Origin of the sequence: Arenibacter arenosicollis (assembly GCF_014397245.1) — a bacterium.
GTDB classification, from domain to species: domain Bacteria; phylum Bacteroidota; class Bacteroidia; order Flavobacteriales; family Flavobacteriaceae; genus Arenibacter; species Arenibacter arenosicollis.
The window spans coordinates 562967-580725 of record NZ_JACLHY010000001.1 but is presented as its reverse complement, the minus strand read 5'-3'; the positions used below and the strand labels follow the sequence as shown (position 1 = coordinate 580725).

The window sequence follows — 17759 nt, the reverse complement described above, 5'->3', positions numbered from 1 at the left end:
AGATGGGTCCAGAGGTCAAAAACAACCATTGCTGTTCAAAATCTACTTAGGATTTTTAAGCATACAAGTGCGTATCAACTCCATTTTTTCCCAATATCACCAGCTATAACGGTATGCATTAAATTTTGACGGTATGCAGTTAAAGGCTGCCCTACTTTTTTTATAATATCGTAAAGGACAATTATAGTTTACAGAATTCGAGGTTTTTAACATTGTCCCTACGCTAAAAAAATGACAAATGGGAAATATATCAAACAATATAATGGATGCTATAGGCAATACGCCTTTGGTACGGCTAAATAGGATTTTAGATGGTCAAAGGAGGGTGTTTGCCAAATTGGAAGGCTCAAATCCCGCCGGAAGTATGAAGGACAGAACTTCTCACTTAATTATTTCAGAACTTATAAGAAAAGGTATTATTTCTCGGGGAGGCACTATAATCGAGTCGAGCTCTGGCAATATGGCCGCTGGCTTAGCTCAAGCTTGCCTTTTTTATGGTTTAAATTTAATGGTGGTAGTGGATCCTAATTTAAACCCACACACCCATAAATTATTGAAGGCCTATGGGGCCGAAATTGTGATGGTTCATGAGCCGCATCCCACAGGTGGGTTCTTGGCGGCCAGGTTGGAAAAGGTAAAAGAATTACTGGCAACAGTACCCAATAGTCTATGGTCCAATCAATACGAAAATCCCAATAACCCCAGGGCACATCATACTACAATGAGCGAAATCATGGCGGCCTTGGATAATAATTTGGATTATCTGTTCATTGCCACTAGTACCTGTGGTACCCTAATGGGATGTGCCGATTATATAGAAAAGAATGGTTTCCAGACAAAATTGATCGCAGTGGATGCCGTTGGTAGTGTCTTGTTCGGGAATAAGCCTGGGAAGCGTAAAATTCCCGGGCATGGTGCGGGAATACCTTCAAAATTTCTCGATACATCCAAATTATATGATGTATTGCACGTATCGGATTTGGAATGTATAAAAGGCTGCTGGAAACTGCTAAATGAGGAGGCCATCTTGGCTGGAGGTTCGTCAGGAGGCATTGTTTCGGCCTATTTAAAATATTCCAGATACATATCTAAAGATTCCACGGCAGTGCTCCTGTTTCCCGACAGCGGTGAGCGCTATTTGGATACGGTTTACAATATGGAATGGGTAAGGGAAAATATTGAATTGGAAAATATTCCCTCTACTATAGGCTACCTTAAAAACAGGGCGAATTTGAAAACTTTTGAAGATGCAGCGGTATAGTGTAGCCATAGTTGGTGTGGGACCTAAAGGCCTATATGCCTTTGAGCGTTTGTTGGCAAGATGGCAGCAAGTGGAGGGCGCTTTAAAATTGGAAATCCACCTGTTCGAGAAAACCGGTGTTTTCGGGGCAGGGGAAATATATAACCCAGACCAGCCAGAGTATTTGTTAATGAATTATCCCAATAGAAACATAAATGTATGGCCAAAGGAAAATCCTGAGCCTGTGGTTTCGGAAAGGTTGGATTTTGTAACATGGTTGCGAAATAAGGAATATACTTCCCGTAAGGATATCAAGAATGGATTCTCTCCCAGACGAACGGTCGGAAAATACCTTGTTGACTGTTTTAAGGCGTTGGAGAAATATAAACCTGGATCCGTTCAAATTATTAAACACTCCGCTGAGGTATTGGATGTTCAACAGGATGGGGATGGGTTGATTTTAAAATATATTGATCGCGAAAATGGGCCTAAGACTACGTTAAAGGTCAATGAAATATTGCTTACTACAGGGCATTCTAGTAGCAAAGGGAAACTAAAAGAGGATCAGTATAAAGGCATATTGGATGGAGAGGACCAAAATTTAATCCCATTTGTTTATCCTGTTGAAGAAAAGTTGGCTGCGATAGGAGAAAATACTACTGTTGGGATAAAGGGACTTGGCCTGACTTTCATAGATACGGTTTTGGCAATAACGGAAGGTAGGGGCGGACGGTTTGAAAAATTTATGAACGGCAATTTAATTTATTTGCCTTCGGGTCAGGAACCTAAAAAGATTTTTCCCTTTTCCAGAAGTGGTCTGCCCATGATTCCACGTAACCCTTATGAAGGCTTACAGCCTTACACCCCAGTATATTTTACAGTGGAAAACATTATGGCAAACGTAGTTTGGGGGCAAAAGATTGGTTTTGTTGAGCATATGCTTCCCCTAATGATTGCAGAAATGCAGTACAGGTATTATTCCATTGTATTTGAGAAATTTAACTTAAGCTTTTATCCAGATAAAGATCTAAGAAGTCTTAGTAAACAGATTAATATATTTCATGAGCAGTTCCCTCAGGTTTATCGGTTTAATTTTGAGGATTTGTTCAAGGCCAGACCTTTCCATGGTCCTTCTCCTGAACTTGATACACTAACCTATTGGCGCTATCTTATAAGCGAAGCGGAAATGGGTTCGGAATCTAGTGCCTTTATGGCTGCAGCAATGACTTGGGGTAGATTGAGTGAAACCTTCAATACCATATATAGTTTTGGAGGAATGACTGCAGATGCACATTATATCTTCGATTCACAATTTCGCACTATGTTGAATAGGATTTCTTATGGTCCTCCTTTGCAGAATATGAAAAAGATTCTGGCACTTGTAGAAATGGGCTTGGTCGATTTGGATTTTGGGGATAATCCACAGCTCGTAAAACAAGAAAAAGGTTGGGGCCTTTATAATAGGTACTTGAATTTTCAAAAAATTGATGTGTTGATAGATGCGAGAATTCCAACTTTGAAAAGCAGTGAAAATTGGTCTTCCTTATTTTCCAATATGCATCAAAGTGGTCTCTTGCGACCATTCAGAAATTACAGTGGTACAACCTACGAGCCGGGCTGCCCGGATATTGACAGGCAAGGGAGGGCTATAGATTGTAACGGTAGACCACGTACTAATATTTCATTTTATGGCACCCCTACCGAAGGTGTTACCTACGATAATGACACCCTTTCCCGAACTAGAAATAATTTTGCATCCCAATGGGCCCTGAGCGTTTTGGAAAATTATATAGCCAAAAAACTTAAACCAAGGAAATCAAAAATTAAGAATGGATAAGAGCACCTTTACAAAACCAATTGGAAAGAACCAGTTAACACCTATAACAAGTCCGTGGATGCACCAATTTATGGAAAATTCGGGATTGATCAATGAACTTGTAGAAAAATATGGTTCGCCCATCAATCTGCATTATATACCCTCTTTTCGTAAAAATTTTATCAAATATCAAGAAGTATTTAAAGACTTCGGTATTGAAGGACAAATTTACTTTGCCAGGAAAGCGAATAAAAGCAAAATCCTTGTTAAGTCGGCCATCGAAAGTGGCATAGGTGTAGATACTGCCAGTTATAAGGAATTGGAACAGGCCCTTGCCCTTAATGGCAGCGGAGAAAATCTGGTGTTGACGGCTGCCATTAAAAATGAGGATTTGATGCAATTGGCTATAGATAATCAGATTCCGATCGTTATTGATAATTTGGATGAGTTGCAGTTGGCAAATAAAGTGGCCGGGGATTTGAACCAGACCGCAATTATTGGTCTGCGCATGAGTGGATTTCAGGTTGGCGGTCAAAAATTATACAGTAGGTTCGGTTTTGATATCGAGAAGGACCTATACAACCTAAAAGTTTGGTTTTCCGACAGGACAACCTTTGCAAATTTAAATTTGATCGGCTTTCATTTTCATTTGGATGGGTATTCCATCGAGGAACGGGCAGAGGCTACAATGCAATGTTTAGAGGTCATTCAGCAATTTCGACAAATAGGTCATAGCATTCAGTTTTTGGACATTGGAGGAGGAATATTAATGAACTATCTGGAATCTAGAAGTGAATGGTTATCCTTTCAAAACAACCTTAAGGATGCTGTGCTGGGAAATGGGAAACCAATTACTTTTGGAAACAATGGTTTGGGATTTTCATTGAACAACAGGTCTGAAATACAAGGCAAATTAAATACCTATCCCTACTATAATGAGGTTAATGGCGCTGATTTTTTAAGTAGGGTGCTGAGCTATAAAAATACGGAGGGTACAACCGTAGCAGAACTGGTAACCACGGCCAATATTCAACTACGTATAGAACCAGGGCGTTCTTTACTAAAGCAAGTGGGCTTAACCGTTGCCAAAGTGGCACATAGGAAGCGCGATGCCAGTGGTAATTGGTTGGTAGGACTGGAGATGAATATGAGCCAGTTAAAGAGTTCAAGTGCCGATTACTTGTTGGACCCCTTCCTAGTTTATAGGTCCCATAAGGAAGAACCGGAACTGGCGGAAGTCTATTTTACAGGGGCCTACTGCTTGGAGCAGGACGTATTGCTCAAAAGAAAATTGGCCTTTCCAAGATTGCCATCCCGTGGCGACTATGTTATTTTCGTAAACACAGCAGGCTATATGATGCATTTTTATGAAACGGAGGCCCACCTTTTTGAGCTGTCGCAAAATCTTTATATGGACCAAGATGCAGAAATCTTGGAAATGGAACACGTGTTCAATGACTCGGACCTCGCTATGGATTAGGGTAATTTTTGCTTAGCGAAAACCGACTTTTGTAAAAAAGTCCCAGTACGGGAATTACCCAGCCCATGTAATTCACGTGGGCTGGGCATAATTCTGAATAGCCACCTCAGTGTCCAAAATAGACTCTATTGTGTTACTGACTATGGATATTATTTTTAGATTTATTGCTGTTCTCTTTTTTGGAATTTGGGAGTATTATATCAAGATTGATGCAATTTATAAAAGTCCAATACCATTTTTTCAACTCGTTTTACCCAAATTATAATTCTATTGTGGCTATGTTACTTTAATATGTATATTTAAAAGTGAATTTTCTCTTGTCCATCATTGACCTATCAATCATGTAATTGGTTGGCCAGTGCTTGCGTCTTCTTAATCACTATATCCTCTACAAAGGGATCTAAGGTGAGGGGGAATAATTAATTAGTAACAGTCATTCTTTATCCAGATGAAAATGAATTGCAAGTCGAACTCTTTTATTAAATACCAACTAACCGCCTTATGTTTAATACTATTTATAATAGGATGTAAGGAAAAACGGGAAAATACCGTGAAAAAAGGATCTGACGATATTGATGTAGTGCAAAAAAAGGGGTTGTACCAAAGCCGGGAATTTACCGAACCTGCCCTCTTTCCGTCTGGAATTGAAGGTCCAGCTGTAGATCCCAATGGAATCTTATATGCCGTTAATTTTGAAAGGACGGGAACCATTGGCAGGGTTGATTCCAATGGCAAAGCTTCCTTATTTGTTAATCTCCCCGAGGGTAGTGTTGGCAATGGGATTCGTTTTAATAGCAAGGGCGAAATGTTCATTGCAGATTATACCAAGCACAACATTTTAAAGGTGGACATGGATACCAAAGAGATCAGTGTTTTTGCCCATAATGATGCCATGAACCAGCCAAATGATGTTGCAATAATGGATAACGATATACTTTTTGCCAGTGATCCAGACTGGAAAAATTCAAAGGGGCAAATATGGAGAATAGATTCCGATGGTACTGTTACCCTGCTGGAAGGGGATATGGGAACTACCAATGGTATCGAGGTTAGTCCGGACAACAAAACACTTTATGTCAACGAATCGGTACAGCGCAATGTTTGGGCATATGACCTTTCCCCAAATGGTGAAATAAGCAATAAACGGCTGCTTATTAAATTTGAAGATTTTGGAATGGACGGTATGCGTACAGACATCAAGGGAAACCTATATATCACCCGTCATGGAAAGGGCACTGTGGTTAAAGTTTCGCCTGATGGTAAAATTCTAAAGGAAATTGAATTAAAGGGCAAAACTCCATCGAACATAGCATTTGGTGGAAGTGAAGGTACTAAGGCCTTTATAACGCTACAGGACAACGGTAATTTTGAAACCTTTGAGACAGAACATCCCGGAAGGGAATTTCTAATGGATAAATAGCTTTAAATATCTAAAACCAAGAGTACTACATTTATGTACAACTATGTTGTGGAGGTAGTACTTAAAGCTAGGCAATTTTGGCTTCCAGTAATGCCTAAAACAATAATATGGGCGAATATATTAAGATGGCGAAAATTTCATATATTCATGATGTGGACAATAGATGGTTAGAGGATAAGTATTTATAAGTTTTGGATTGTCAATAATTAATCAATTTAGATAAGAACATAGCCTTTTTAGTAGGGTAACTATTGGCCACTTAAAAACTTATAAATGGACTATAAATAAATTTTTTTACATAAAACAAATAATCATAATTTCAATAGGCATGGAAAACAAAACAACAAGAAGAGCATCTTTTAAGAAACTAGGAATGGGATTGGCGGCCATGTTTGGCCTGGGTGCCGCAGCCAAGGCAATGGACGGAGGTTCAAAACCAAAAAAAGAAGTCGTAGGTGACATCGTCATGGATCAGGATATTCCATTATTTTCAGGAGGCGTAAAACACGGGAATACTCTTTATATTGCAGGGAAGGGCGCGCATGTGGAACCTTATGAGATCAAGGCACATACCGAAATAGTATTGCAAGAGCTGGAAAAGGAGCTGAAAAAACATGGTTCTTCCATGGAAAAGGTACTCAAGGTAAATGTTTATTTGGCAGATTTGGCGGACTACAAAGGCATGAACGAAGTGTTCAGGGGCCGTTTTGGACCTAACCCACCTGTAAGGACTACTGTTGCTACTTATGGTGGCGTTCCCGGGAATTCCTTGGTGGAAATGGACTGTATAGCCGCGTTGGACTAGTAAACCGATCAACATCTTATAAACCTTTTTGCACAATGAAGTTCAATATAATTGTACTAATCCTTTTCTCATTTTTACTCACTTTTAATGTATTTGGACAGACCATTCCCAAGGAGGAATTGATTTTCCTGACTTCTGAATGGAAAGGGGAACGGTTTAACGATGGGCGTCCAAAAATTCCAGACGATCTTTTGGAACGGGCAAAAAAAATTGGTATCGATGATGCATGGACGGTCCTTGAAAACGAAGGATATAAAAATCAGTTCGAGGGCAATTGGAAAATGGTACACGATGAAGTTCCTGTTGTGGGTAGGGCACTTACGGCATTGTTCATGCCGAGCCGCCCCGATGTGGAGAAGAGCGTTAAGGAAAGGGGAATAAATTCGCAGGGTAGGAAGGGAAATACCAATTCATGGCCCATTGAGGTACTCACTAAAGGCGACGTTTATGTGGCCGATAGCTTTGGCAAGATCGATGCAGGTACACTTATGGGTGCTACCCTGGCAACTTCCATTTACAGCAAGTCGGGCAACGGAGTGGTTTTTAATGGCAGTGCAAGGGATCTGGAGAGTATAAGCCAGATAGAAGGATTCAATGCCTTTGTAAGGGATTTTCACCCATCCTTTTTGGAGGAAGAAGTACTTATGGGACTCAATACCCCAATACGGATAGGCCAGGTAATGGTATTGCCCGGAGATCTTGTGCTTGCCAAAAGGGAAGGTGTACTTTTTATTCCTGCGCATTTGGCCGAACAGGTAGTAAGCACTGCGGAGTTTGTAGCTCTTAAGGACCAGTTTGGTTTTGAGATGGTAAAGACCAAAAAATATTCTACAGGAGAGATAGATAGTGATTGGAACGAAAAGCTAAAAGCGGAATTCTTTGAATGGCTGGACAAACATCCGGAATTGGTAAAAATGTCCAAGGAGACTTTGAATAAAATTTTAAGTAAAAGGACATGGTAATCGGACTACAGGAATTAATGAAAGTCAAGGATCAAAAAGAAGATCACAAAATAAAAAGCAGCTGGATCATTGTTTTTTTCGCCCTGTTCATATTGATGGGGTGTAAGCAAAATACAGATCACACGAAGTCTGAAACTTCTACTAGTACTACCATGGAAGGGCAAGATCTGCCCACCATTGATGAAGTTCAAAAGGCTGTGACAGCTTTTAATAAAGTCATGGTAAATCCGACCGCGGAACTCATGGAAACGCTGTGCTCTGAGGAACTTACCTATGGTCATTCGAGCGGACTTATTCAGAACAAAGACGCGTTTATAGATGATTTAGTGAACGGCCCGTTCGATTTTTTGTCTTTGGAAGCTGCTGACCAGACCATCCATATTTCTGGGAATACAGCAATTGTTAGACATATTTTTTTGGCCAAAGGCACCAATGCCGGGGAACCTGTGGAGGTTCGTATCGGCAATATGCAGGTCTATCAAAAAGGGAAGGACGGCAAACTTCGGCTTTTGGCTAGACAGGCTTATAAATTGCCCAGCTAGAACCACAATAACCTAAACCAAACTATTTTGAAAAAATTGAATATTTATTCCATTTGTCTTGGCATGGCCGCCATATTTCTGTTGGCAATTTTGGGCATGATCTTTACCCATAATATTGAACATGCCGGGCTATTGATAATGGCCTTTTTTGCACTTCTGGCCTTTGGCTTCAGTGGATATAAGTCCCTGAGCAGTTATGTATTTACAGCCTCCATATTTGCCGGAGTAGCCCTGGCGTTATATTACCCCCAATACTTTTTGCAGATAGGCGATTTTAAGCTTACCGCACTGATCATACCCTTGATCCAACTCATTATGTTCGGTATGGGAACCTCAATGAAACTTGGCGATTTTGCAGAAGTTATCAAGTCGCCCAAAGGGGTAATGGTCGGGGTCACGGCACAGTTGGGTATTATGCCCATCATGGGTTTTGTCCTGGCAAAATATAGCAACTTTCCACCGGAAATCGCGGCAGGGATCGTTCTGATCGGCTGTTCCCCTAGTGGGGTGGCATCCAATGTAATGGCATATTTGGCGAAGGCCAACCTAGCGCTCTCGATCACAATTACCTCCATCTCCACAATTCTTGCTCCTTTTGTAACACCACTTCTTATGAAGTTCTTGGCTGGCGAATTTATAGAGATTGATGTGTTGGATATGATGTGGAGTATTGTAAAGATGATTATTTTGCCCCTCGGTGTTGGTCTGTTGTTTAACCGTTTGAGGGGAGATAAGGCTAAATGGATGGACAAGGCACTGCCGGTAATCTCCATGTTGGGTATTGGCCTTATAATTGTAGTGATAACGGCAGCTGGCAGAGACAGCCTTTTGGATATAGGCGGAATCTTAATGTTATTGGTACTTATCCACAACTTATTTGGGTACATGCTAGGGTACTGGTATGCTCGACTATTGAAGTTGAATGAGCAGGATTCACGTACGATTGCACTGGAAGTTGGGATGCAAAATGGGGGCCTTGCCTCAGGGATAGCCAATTCTTTGGGTAAGATAGCGACCATGGGTCTGGCACCGGCCGTTTTTGGACCTTTGATGAACATAACGGGTTCTATTCTCGCTTCATATTGGCATAAAAGACCTCCAAAAGACGGCAATTAATACGTATTAAAAGTTAAATTTGATCCAACCAAAAGCACAGATATAGTAATATGTTGAATATGAATAGATTAAAAGTGACCCTGCTTCTTCTGGTCATTGTAAGTTGTGGAAAAAAGGAATACAAGGATAAAATTTATGAAAAACCGGAAATTGTAAGGGAAGCGCCATCGGATTTTCTTTCTCCTGAAGAAAGTCTGAAAAAGTTTTATCTACCCGAAGGATACAGGATAGAATTGGTTGCAAGTGAACCCATGGTCAACGAGCCGGTTGCTATAGCGTGGGATGGCAATGGCAAGATGTATGTGGCTGAAATGAGCACCTATATGCAAAATGTGGATGCAGTCGGGGAAGACGAACCTACTAGTCAGATAAAACTGTTGGTAGATTTGGATGGGGATGGAAAAATGGATAAGAGCACAGTGTTCATCGATAGTCTTCTTCTACCAAGGATGATTTTACCCTTGGATGACCGACTTATAGTGAATGAAACTTATTCCTATGATTTATGGAGCTATAGGGATACCGATAATGACGGTGTGGCCGACGAAAAAATTAGGGTTTATGAAAACCCAAAAAGGAGGGGTGGTAACCTGGAGCACCAACAGAGTGGTTTGGTATGGAACTTGGATAATTGGGTGTATACCACCTACAATCCATTGCGGTTCAGGTTTAATAAGGACGGAATACAAGTAGATTCCCTCGTAGATGGTTCCAGTGGACAATGGGGGCTAACCCAGGACGATTTAGGAAATATGTATTATTCATCTGCAGGTGGAGAAACTGCGGCCTATGGTTTTCAGGTACCACCAATATACGGAGAAGTGGACCTAGAAGGACAGATCTCGGAAGGATTTATGGAACCATGGCCAGTGGTGGGTACACCTGATGTTCAGGGTGGTGCAGAATTAAGATTGAAGGAAGATGGCACCCTGAATAAATTTACCGGGGTAGCCGGACAAGAAATATTTAGGGGTGATAAATTACCTCCGTCCACTTATGGAGACTTATTTATTCCAGAACCCGTGGGCAGGTTGATACGCAGGGCAAAAATAAAAAATGAGAACGGTAAAAAAGTACTATATAATGCCTATGATGAGGCCGAGTTTTTAGCTTCCACGGATTTGAACTTTAGACCTGTGCAGGCACAAACAGGACCTGATGGGAGCCTTTACATTGTTGATATGTACCGAGGAATTATTCAAGAGGGAAACTGGACAAGGGAAGGAAGTCATTTAAGACCGGTTATTCTCCGCAAAGGGTTGGACAAGAACATTGGAAGAGGAAGGATATATCGTATTGTCCACGAGGAGATTGAGCCAGATGGAAAACCCAACCTTTTGGATAAATCCGCCGAGAAACTAGTGGATTATTTAGGACACCCCAACGGATGGTATAGAAATACGGCCCAAAAGCTGATCATATTAAAAGGAGATATGAGTGTTGTGCCGAAGCTGAAGGAATTAGCAAGGGATAATGAGTCTTTTTGGACAAAAAACTTTGGAGATAAGGACTATCCTCGCGAAAGGGTTCATGCGCTTTGGACATTGGAAGGATTAGGTGTTTTGGATAAGCCTCTTATTCTTGAAAAGCTAAATGATGTGGATCCCAGGGTACGTATTACGGCTATAAGATTGAGTGAGGAATTCTTGAAGAAAGAAGATCAAGACATTATGCAAGCCTTGGCCAAATTGCAAACAGATGCCGACATTAACGTAGTAAACCAATTGGTGTTGAGTTTACGTTATTCCAAAAGTACTGAAGGCGCAGATCTCTTGAGTTCAATCGCAGAAGAATATGGTGACAATGAGTTGGTTGCTGCTTCCGTGGCACTAGGTTTAAAAGCAAAAGACTCAGATTTGCTAAAATTGAAACATAGGCTGGCCAATAGAAGCAATGGTCATAAATGGAGGGCTTTGGACGGATATGATATTTATAAACAGACCTGTGTTACCTGCCATGGCCCAGACCTAAAAGGGGTTCCCAATGGCGAAAATTCCCTGATCGCACCCTCCTTAATTGGTTCACCAAGAGTTATGGGCGATAAGGAAGTGCTCGTAAAAATTCTTCTAAACGGACTTACCGGACCAATAGATGGAAAGGAATATGGCATTATGCTACCAATGGGCTCCAATGATGATGATTGGATCGGCCATGTGGCTACCTACATCCGTTCCATGAACGATACTACCATGATCCATGAAAATGATGTTAGGGATATCCGTGCCAAAAATCCGGATAAGAAAAGCTATTGGACTTTAAAGGAATTGATAAAATAGCGAAATTGTAGATTTATGATGCATAAATTTTAATATTTCGTAATTAAAGCATACTTTTTTTATGGATTTTATATAGATTTGCCGGCGTTGGAAATGTCACAGATGTTGTTCATCGAAAATTTGGGGGCTAAAATGGAATAATCCCCTATCTTAAAATCAAATCAAACTATGCACCTGGGACAAAATATATATAACTATTATCCAAGGTGTTAGTTCATTAAAATCCCCCATTATGAAAAAACAACTACTCAATTTAATCTTTTTCGTACTTCTTAGTTTATTTGTAGTTCCTATTGCCAAGGCACAAATTGAAGGTGGTTCTCCACCCTATGTGCTTAATGTGGACCAATTGAAAATTTGGAGTCCTACGGGTCCTACAGCAAATGCAAATAACGTAGCTACAGTTCCTCTTGCCCAACGGTTCACTGCCACCGATTCTCAATTGAATCCCAATCTTAGTACTGATATCAAAGTACTATCGGCCCCTGATGGGATAAATAATTTAGGTAATTATATGACCGAACAAAACCAATTTAATCTGTTCAATTTCATGCATTGGCAGTACATAGACGTGCTGAACTGGTTTGGTGGTACGGCCTCCCAGAATATTGTAATGCCCTCGGCCCCTTGGGTAAATGCAGCACATAAGAATGGTGTAAAAGTAATTGGTTCGGTATTCTTTGCCCCTACCGCCTGGGGAGGAAATTCTGCGGTTATAGATAATTTTATGGAACAGGATGCCAATGGCAATTTTATTGCAGCGGACAAACTGATCGAAATTGCAACTTATTATGGTTTTGATGGATGGCTGTTTAATCAGGAAACCTCCACCTCGTTGGCCGTCGCAACCGCCATGAGAACGTTTATGGCCTACCTTCAGGAAAATAAACCGGCAGGAATGGAAATCCATTGGTACGATGCCATGATAGAAACAGGACCGGTTATTTGGCAAAATCAATTAAATTCTTTGAACGATGCCTATCTACAAGACTTGGAAAACCTAAAGCGTACTTCAGATGCAATGTTCACAAATTACAATTGGAATTCAGCCTATGTCCAAAATTCTTCCAATTATACCACTATACTGGGAAGAAGTAAATTTGATGTTTATATGGGGGCAGATCTTTGGCCAGATAGAAATGCCCAACCCGCTTTTGATGATGTAACCTGGATAGATCAAATATTTAATGGCGGAAATATTTCCGACCCCCTTACCTCAATTGCCTTATTCGCCACAAATTTCACTTATGCCAAATTCAATAATTATAGGAACGACCCCAATGAGGTTCAAAATTTCTATGACACGGAAAGAAGATTGTTTTCGGGGGATGATCGAGATATAGATCAAGCTGATGCTTCCGGAAAATGGAAGGGAATGGGCCACTATATTCCTGCGAAGTCGGTCATTACAAGTCTACCCTTTAAAACCAGTTTTAATACGGGACACGGTAGGTTATTTGCTTCTGGTGGCAATGAAACGGTTAGGGATTGGCACGATATGGCTAAGCAAGATATCCTACCAACCTGGCAATTTTCCTTGACTGGCAACAGTGCTTTGACACCTAATTTCGACTTTTCGCAAGCCTTCGAAGGGGGAACTTCCCTAAATATATCAGGTAGTCTAAATGCAGGTGATGTCAATCGTTTAAAGCTCTACAAAACAAAACTTGGTATTTCTCCCATTACGAAAATAGACCTTACTTTTAAAATGGGTGCGGCCATCCCGAGTAATACAAAACTTATGTTATCCTTTTCCGATGACCCCGATAATTTTATAACAATGGATTTAGGCGATAGTCCGGATAATGGATGGCATACCAAAAGAATAGATTTGGGTCAATATAATGGTAAGGAAATAGCTATACTTGGCTTCGAGATGTTGTCTACCAGTGCAGTGAATAATTTCAATATTAATATTGGACAGATAAAGATTCATAATGACAACACACCTGTTCCGATTGCTGAATTTTCCGCCAATCGTACCACAGTGGTGGAAGGGGAGAGTGTAACTTTCACCGATCAATCCTTGGATGGCCCAACATCCTGGTCTTGGACCTTTGAAGGAGGAACCCCAGCAACCAGCAATCTTCAAAATCCAGTTGTAAATTATGCAGCCCCAGGCGTTTACGATGTTGGTTTGAAAGTGGCTAATATTGCAGGGGAAGATGAACTGGTTAAAACAGGTTATATAACGGTCCTATCCCAGGATACCGAGGTAGACCACACCGATTTTGGAGGAATTATTACGGCTAGGTCCGAAAAGAATGATGGAGAGAGTCGGTATAAGGCGTTCGACGATCGTTATAGGTCAAACGATTTTTCCAAATGGGTGGATGCTTCTGGAATCCCCAAGAATAACAATCCCACTTGGATACAAATAGAGTTCCCTACGACCAAGATTGTTAACAAGTTGGCCTTGGTAAGTTCCGATGATAACTTAGGTACAGATCCCGAAAAATTCAAGCTTTATGCCTCGAATGATGGAGAGAACTACAATTTATTGACAGAGCAGACGGGTATCAGGTTTTTAGAGCGATATGAAAAAAAGGAATGGACATTCTCGAATACCAATGCATTTTCACACTACAAATTGGTTATTACCAAGAATGATGATAATCAACCTGAGACACAATTGGCAGAAATACAATTACTGGGGCCCGCAGGCAACAATAGTGCCTCTTCGGGAGCTGTTGCATTAAAGATGTCGACTTTCAATTTTGGCCCACCAATGGAGGAAGTAGGTTCCGTGGTATTATTTCCAAATCCTTCCACCTCTAAAATCCGAATAACAGGAGAAGGGGTAAGTCCTAATTCCAATTGGGACGTATATACCCATACTGGTATTTTCGTTAGAACCATGACAGGTAGCGACGATAATGAAATGAATGTTGAGGATATGGCCAATGGCATGTATTATATTATGGGGCGAAATGATCTAGGGGAGGCTTTGGTGAAGCGTTTTATCAAGAATTAAATTTACCCGTAATAAGAATCCAAATTTTATAAAGTAAGCCCAATCCCTTCTTGGAAAGGATTGGGCTTTATTTTGTCCAATAATTGAGAGGAATAAACAGAGGTCGATTCAATTATGAACCTGGTAAGGCTATAGATTTATTCGTTCTTTTTTTAAATTGCTTTCCTTCAACTTTTCAATAACGACCATATTCTTAACAGCATCTTCTAGGGGAGTAGGCACTGGAGTATTGTTTTTTATGGCCTGCGCAAAAAGATCTGCCTGGATTGTGTATTGATTACAGATATCAAATTCTATGGTTCGGCATTCATCGTCTATAGTAACCCATATTTTTGCAGGCCTATCTGTAGGGGGATTAAAAGGCAGTTCAAATTTTATGTTCCCTTTGGTTCCAAAAATTTGTGCCTGTTGATTGTCCGCCAATTGTGTTGAGCTGAAGAATACCGAAGTCCCGGTTTCAAACTCCAATATTCCTGAGGCTAAAATATCTACCTTGAAATCTGGATGATAGTCAATGACCGCGGATATACTCTTAGGTTCCGAATTGAACAAAAAACGTGAAAGGGATATGGGGTAGCAGCCAATATCCATTAAACTACCACCCCCGAACTCTTTGCTGTTTACAATGCTATTGGGATCATCCTCAAAAAATGAGAAGGAAGATTGAATGGTTTTAAGTTCACCAATTACCTTTTGGTCCACTAATTCCTTGCTCTTTATCCATTGAGGATGATGCCTGTACATAAAGGCTTCCATAACCTTTAGATGAGGATATGTTTGAGAGGCCTTCAACAACTTTTCGGCTTCCTTACTGGATAGTCCTACAGGTTTTTCAACCAAGACATGCTTGTTCGCTTCCAAGGCTTTTATGGCCCATGCTACATGAAGATGATTGGGTAGCGGAATATAGACAGCTTCTACCTCCTTATCGGTAAGTAATTCTTCGTAAGAACCGTAAAAGTTTGGAATTTTAAATCGCTCGGATATATCCTTTGCCTTGTCCAAATTCCTAGAGGCAATAGCATGAACATCACCAAGTAGGCAGTTGAGCATTGCCGGAATTACGTATTCCGTAGCAATATGGGCAGTGCCCAAAATACCCCATTTTAGTTTTTTGTCCATTACTATTTTTATATGACTTTTGAACCTTCGAACTGGTCTAAAAACTGTTTTACCTTCTGACGTTCCTTATTTTCAAATTTTCGTAACGGTAGTGCCATATGGTCCTCACAAATGTCCATTACGGATAGGGCACATTTTATACCTTTTGTAATTCTGGAGGAATTCTTGCCTACACAATAAATGGTGCTGTTTACAAAGGCTACCTTGCTACGCAGTATTTTTATATCTTCTAAATTATTTGCTACCGAGGCGTTGTAAAGATCAACAAATAATTCCGGCAAGAAATTTGCCCCACCGGCAACGGCCCCATGACCACCATACAGTATGGTTTCCGGTAGAAACATTTCCGTCCCCACAATAATGGAGAATTCCGGTGTTTCTTTAAACGCTTCTATAAGGGAGTAAAAATAAGACATATCCCCAGAGCTGTCCTTAATGCCGATAGCTCCTAATTCCTTGGCCTTTTTAACGGTCTCCAAGGAAAGGTGAAGTTTAGTACAGCTAGGCATATTGTACATCATAACCGGTAATGACAATTGTGGAATTAATCGCTCCAAATAGTCGATCATTTCTTCCTGGGAAATGGGAAGATAATAAGGAGGGGCTACCACAACTGCAGTGGCACCAGCGTCTTTGGAGTGGGCAGCAATATCCAAGGAACCATTAAAAGAGGTGTCGGTTATTCCCACTAGTACGGGAACCCGTCCGCTGATATATTTACAAGCTTTTGTAATAAGCTCTTTGCGCAAAGCATAGCTAAGACTGGGAGCTTCCCCATTGGTGCCTAAGAGGAAAATACCGTGTACGCCACCGGTAATTAGGTGCTCTATTAATTTTTCCAATCCTTTTTCATCCAAACCACCTTCAGCGGTAAGTGGGGTAACCATCGGGGGTATAATCCCTTTTAATTCTAATGCCATATATTTTCTTTTGTTAAGAACAAAGTAAATTTAAAAGATAGGGGTGCACCACAACTATATTATTTAAAACAGATAATATATTGCCTATTGTGCCTTTTATCCCACAGTCTTGTAAGAACCTAGGATGTGATTGCCTGTGGGGCTCTCTGCAATGTCAGGATTTATCTGCTTTGCGTAGCCAGTTCGTTTTCAAGCTGCAGTATTTTGTCTATATGTCTGTCTGCTAATTTTTGATGCAAGGCATCAAAGGGCATAATGGGATTACGTACGTTGGGGGTGTTATAAATTCCTTGGCGGTACAATAAGCGTTTAAAAAAATGTATGGAGATATCCAGATGTTGATTGGAAAACGCCAATACGGGAATTATTTTCTCGAACAAGGCTTCTGCCTCCATAATCTTCCCTTCTTCAAATAGGCGATATATTGTGGTGTAAATTAAATGCATGCCTGTTGGCATAAAGGCGTGTACTCCTCTTTGAAGCCCTTCCATCATTTGAGTAACCGCCCAGCCTCCACTAAGGTTTAATTTGCCTTGGGTCAGTTCCAAAATACGGGAATATTTTGGGCCTGCCGGAACGGTTTCGATTTTTAAACATTTGAATGCAGGCACTTTTTCGAACAAATCACATATAAGTTCGTCCGATAGGCCGTATCCCGTAGCATCCCAATCCTGTAACATGATCATCTCTGGATCAAGGGCTGCCAATTGCATAAAATGATTTCGAAATTGGCTATCATCAACATATGGAATTTGAAACAATACGTTTTTACAACCTAAGTCCATATAGGCTTTTAAGAGTTCTTTGCTTTTGTATACATCCTGTTCCCCTGCACCAGCTATAACAGGAATCTTATCACCTACGGTTTCCAAGACCAAGCTCAGCATTTTTATCCGTTCCGTTTTGGACAATTTATATACTTCCGCCGCCATAGCAGGTACTAAGATTCCGGCAACACCTGCCTCTAGAGCCTCTATTACATTATTTTTTAATGCTACAAGGTCAATACTGTCCTCTGTAGTAAAAGGAGTGTTAAGCACGGTAACAATTCCTTTGAGGGGATAAAGCTCCTTTTTGTCAAACATA

At 40.6% G+C, this 17759-nt stretch carries 13 protein-coding genes; 10 read left to right on the top strand and 3 right to left on the bottom strand.

Annotation, left to right across the window (positions count from 1 at the left end):
* Positions 1 to 238 precede the first annotated feature (238 nt).
* The 10 genes from sbnA to H4O18_RS02350 all read left to right on the top strand — a co-directional run bounded on the left by sbnA (position 239) and on the right by H4O18_RS02350 (position 14631).
* A complete protein-coding gene (gene sbnA, locus H4O18_RS02395; RefSeq protein WP_187581495.1) occupies positions 239 to 1261 on the top strand; it encodes a 2,3-diaminopropionate biosynthesis protein SbnA in 1023 nt (340 codons plus the stop codon).
* Positions 1248 to 3077: an FAD/NAD(P)-binding protein gene (locus H4O18_RS02390; RefSeq protein ID WP_187581494.1), complete on the top strand. Its 1830-nt coding sequence runs from the start codon at positions 1248 to 1250 to the stop codon at positions 3075 to 3077. Before sbnA ends, H4O18_RS02390 begins: the two co-directional genes overlap by 14 nt.
* A complete protein-coding gene (locus H4O18_RS02385) occupies positions 3070 to 4536 on the top strand; it encodes a Y4yA family PLP-dependent enzyme (RefSeq protein WP_187581493.1) in 1467 nt (488 codons plus the stop codon). The genes H4O18_RS02390 and H4O18_RS02385 overlap by 8 nt, the downstream gene beginning before the upstream one ends.
* Before the next feature lie 550 nt (positions 4537 to 5086).
* Positions 5087 to 5956 carry an SMP-30/gluconolactonase/LRE family protein gene (locus tag H4O18_RS02380; protein ID WP_343065398.1) on the top strand — a complete coding sequence of 290 codons (870 nt, stop codon included), beginning with the start codon at positions 5087 to 5089 and terminating at the stop codon, positions 5954 to 5956.
* A gap of 328 nt (positions 5957 to 6284) precedes the next feature.
* Positions 6285 to 6761, top strand: coding sequence for a RidA family protein (locus H4O18_RS02375; RefSeq protein ID WP_111624808.1), 477 nt, complete (start codon positions 6285 to 6287; stop codon positions 6759 to 6761).
* Positions 6762 to 6796: 35 nt separating this feature from the next.
* A complete protein-coding gene (locus H4O18_RS02370; RefSeq protein WP_187581492.1) occupies positions 6797 to 7723 on the top strand; it encodes an RraA family protein in 927 nt (308 codons plus the stop codon).
* Positions 7717 to 8265: a nuclear transport factor 2 family protein gene (locus tag H4O18_RS02365; RefSeq protein WP_187581491.1), complete on the top strand. Its 549-nt coding sequence runs from the start codon at positions 7717 to 7719 to the stop codon at positions 8263 to 8265. The genes H4O18_RS02370 and H4O18_RS02365 overlap by 7 nt, the downstream gene beginning before the upstream one ends.
* 27 nt (positions 8266 to 8292) lie before the next feature.
* On the top strand, positions 8293 to 9381 hold the full coding sequence (locus tag H4O18_RS02360) for a bile acid:sodium symporter family protein (protein WP_246473909.1): 1089 nt from the start codon (positions 8293 to 8295) through the stop codon (positions 9379 to 9381).
* Between the two features lie 59 nt (positions 9382 to 9440).
* A complete protein-coding gene (locus H4O18_RS02355; RefSeq protein ID WP_246473907.1) occupies positions 9441 to 11657 on the top strand; it encodes a DUF7133 domain-containing protein in 2217 nt (738 codons plus the stop codon).
* A 232-nt stretch (positions 11658 to 11889) separates the two neighbouring features.
* Positions 11890 to 14631 carry an endo-beta-N-acetylglucosaminidase gene (locus H4O18_RS02350; protein ID WP_187581489.1) on the top strand — a complete coding sequence of 914 codons (2742 nt, stop codon included), beginning with the start codon at positions 11890 to 11892 and terminating at the stop codon, positions 14629 to 14631.
* A gap of 129 nt (positions 14632 to 14760) precedes the next feature.
* Here H4O18_RS02350 and H4O18_RS02345 read toward each other — a convergent pair whose 3' ends face one another.
* The 3 genes from H4O18_RS02345 to H4O18_RS02335 all read right to left on the bottom strand — a co-directional run bounded on the left by H4O18_RS02345 (position 14761) and on the right by H4O18_RS02335 (position 17758).
* Positions 14761 to 15753: a Gfo/Idh/MocA family protein gene (locus H4O18_RS02345; protein ID WP_187581488.1), complete on the bottom strand. Its 993-nt coding sequence runs from the start codon at positions 15751 to 15753 to the stop codon at positions 14761 to 14763.
* Between the two features lie 8 nt (positions 15754 to 15761).
* The gene (locus H4O18_RS02340; protein WP_187581487.1) at positions 15762 to 16673 is read right to left on the bottom strand and encodes a dihydrodipicolinate synthase family protein; all 912 of its coding nucleotides are present in this window, start codon (positions 16671 to 16673) and stop codon (positions 15762 to 15764) included.
* Between the two features lie 161 nt (positions 16674 to 16834).
* Positions 16835 to 17758, bottom strand: a complete 924-nt coding sequence (locus H4O18_RS02335; RefSeq protein WP_187581486.1) for a dihydrodipicolinate synthase family protein — start codon at positions 17756 to 17758, stop codon at positions 16835 to 16837.
* Between the last annotated feature and the right edge of the window lies 1 nt (position 17759).

Coding starts and splice junctions, on each gene's coding strand:
- H4O18_RS02370 (WP_187581492.1), top strand. CDS start 6,797: ATGAAGTTCAATATAATTGTACTAATCCTTTTCTCATTTTTACTCACT.
- H4O18_RS02355 (WP_246473907.1), top strand. CDS start 9,441: ATGAATAGATTAAAAGTGACCCTGCTTCTTCTGGTCATTGTAAGTTGT.
- H4O18_RS02365 (WP_187581491.1), top strand. CDS start 7,717: ATGGTAATCGGACTACAGGAATTAATGAAAGTCAAGGATCAAAAAGAA.
- H4O18_RS02350 (WP_187581489.1), top strand. CDS start 11,890: ATGAAAAAACAACTACTCAATTTAATCTTTTTCGTACTTCTTAGTTTA.
- H4O18_RS02340 (WP_187581487.1), bottom strand. CDS start 16,673: ATGGCATTAGAATTAAAAGGGATTATACCCCCGATGGTTACCCCACTT.
- H4O18_RS02345 (WP_187581488.1), bottom strand. CDS start 15,753: ATGGACAAAAAACTAAAATGGGGTATTTTGGGCACTGCCCATATTGCT.
- H4O18_RS02390 (WP_187581494.1), top strand. CDS start 1,248: ATGCAGCGGTATAGTGTAGCCATAGTTGGTGTGGGACCTAAAGGCCTA.
- H4O18_RS02375 (WP_111624808.1), top strand. CDS start 6,285: ATGGAAAACAAAACAACAAGAAGAGCATCTTTTAAGAAACTAGGAATG.
- sbnA (WP_187581495.1), top strand. CDS start 239: ATGGGAAATATATCAAACAATATAATGGATGCTATAGGCAATACGCCT.
- H4O18_RS02385 (WP_187581493.1), top strand. CDS start 3,070: ATGGATAAGAGCACCTTTACAAAACCAATTGGAAAGAACCAGTTAACA.
- H4O18_RS02335 (WP_187581486.1), bottom strand. CDS start 17,758: ATGTTTGACAAAAAGGAGCTTTATCCCCTCAAAGGAATTGTTACCGTG.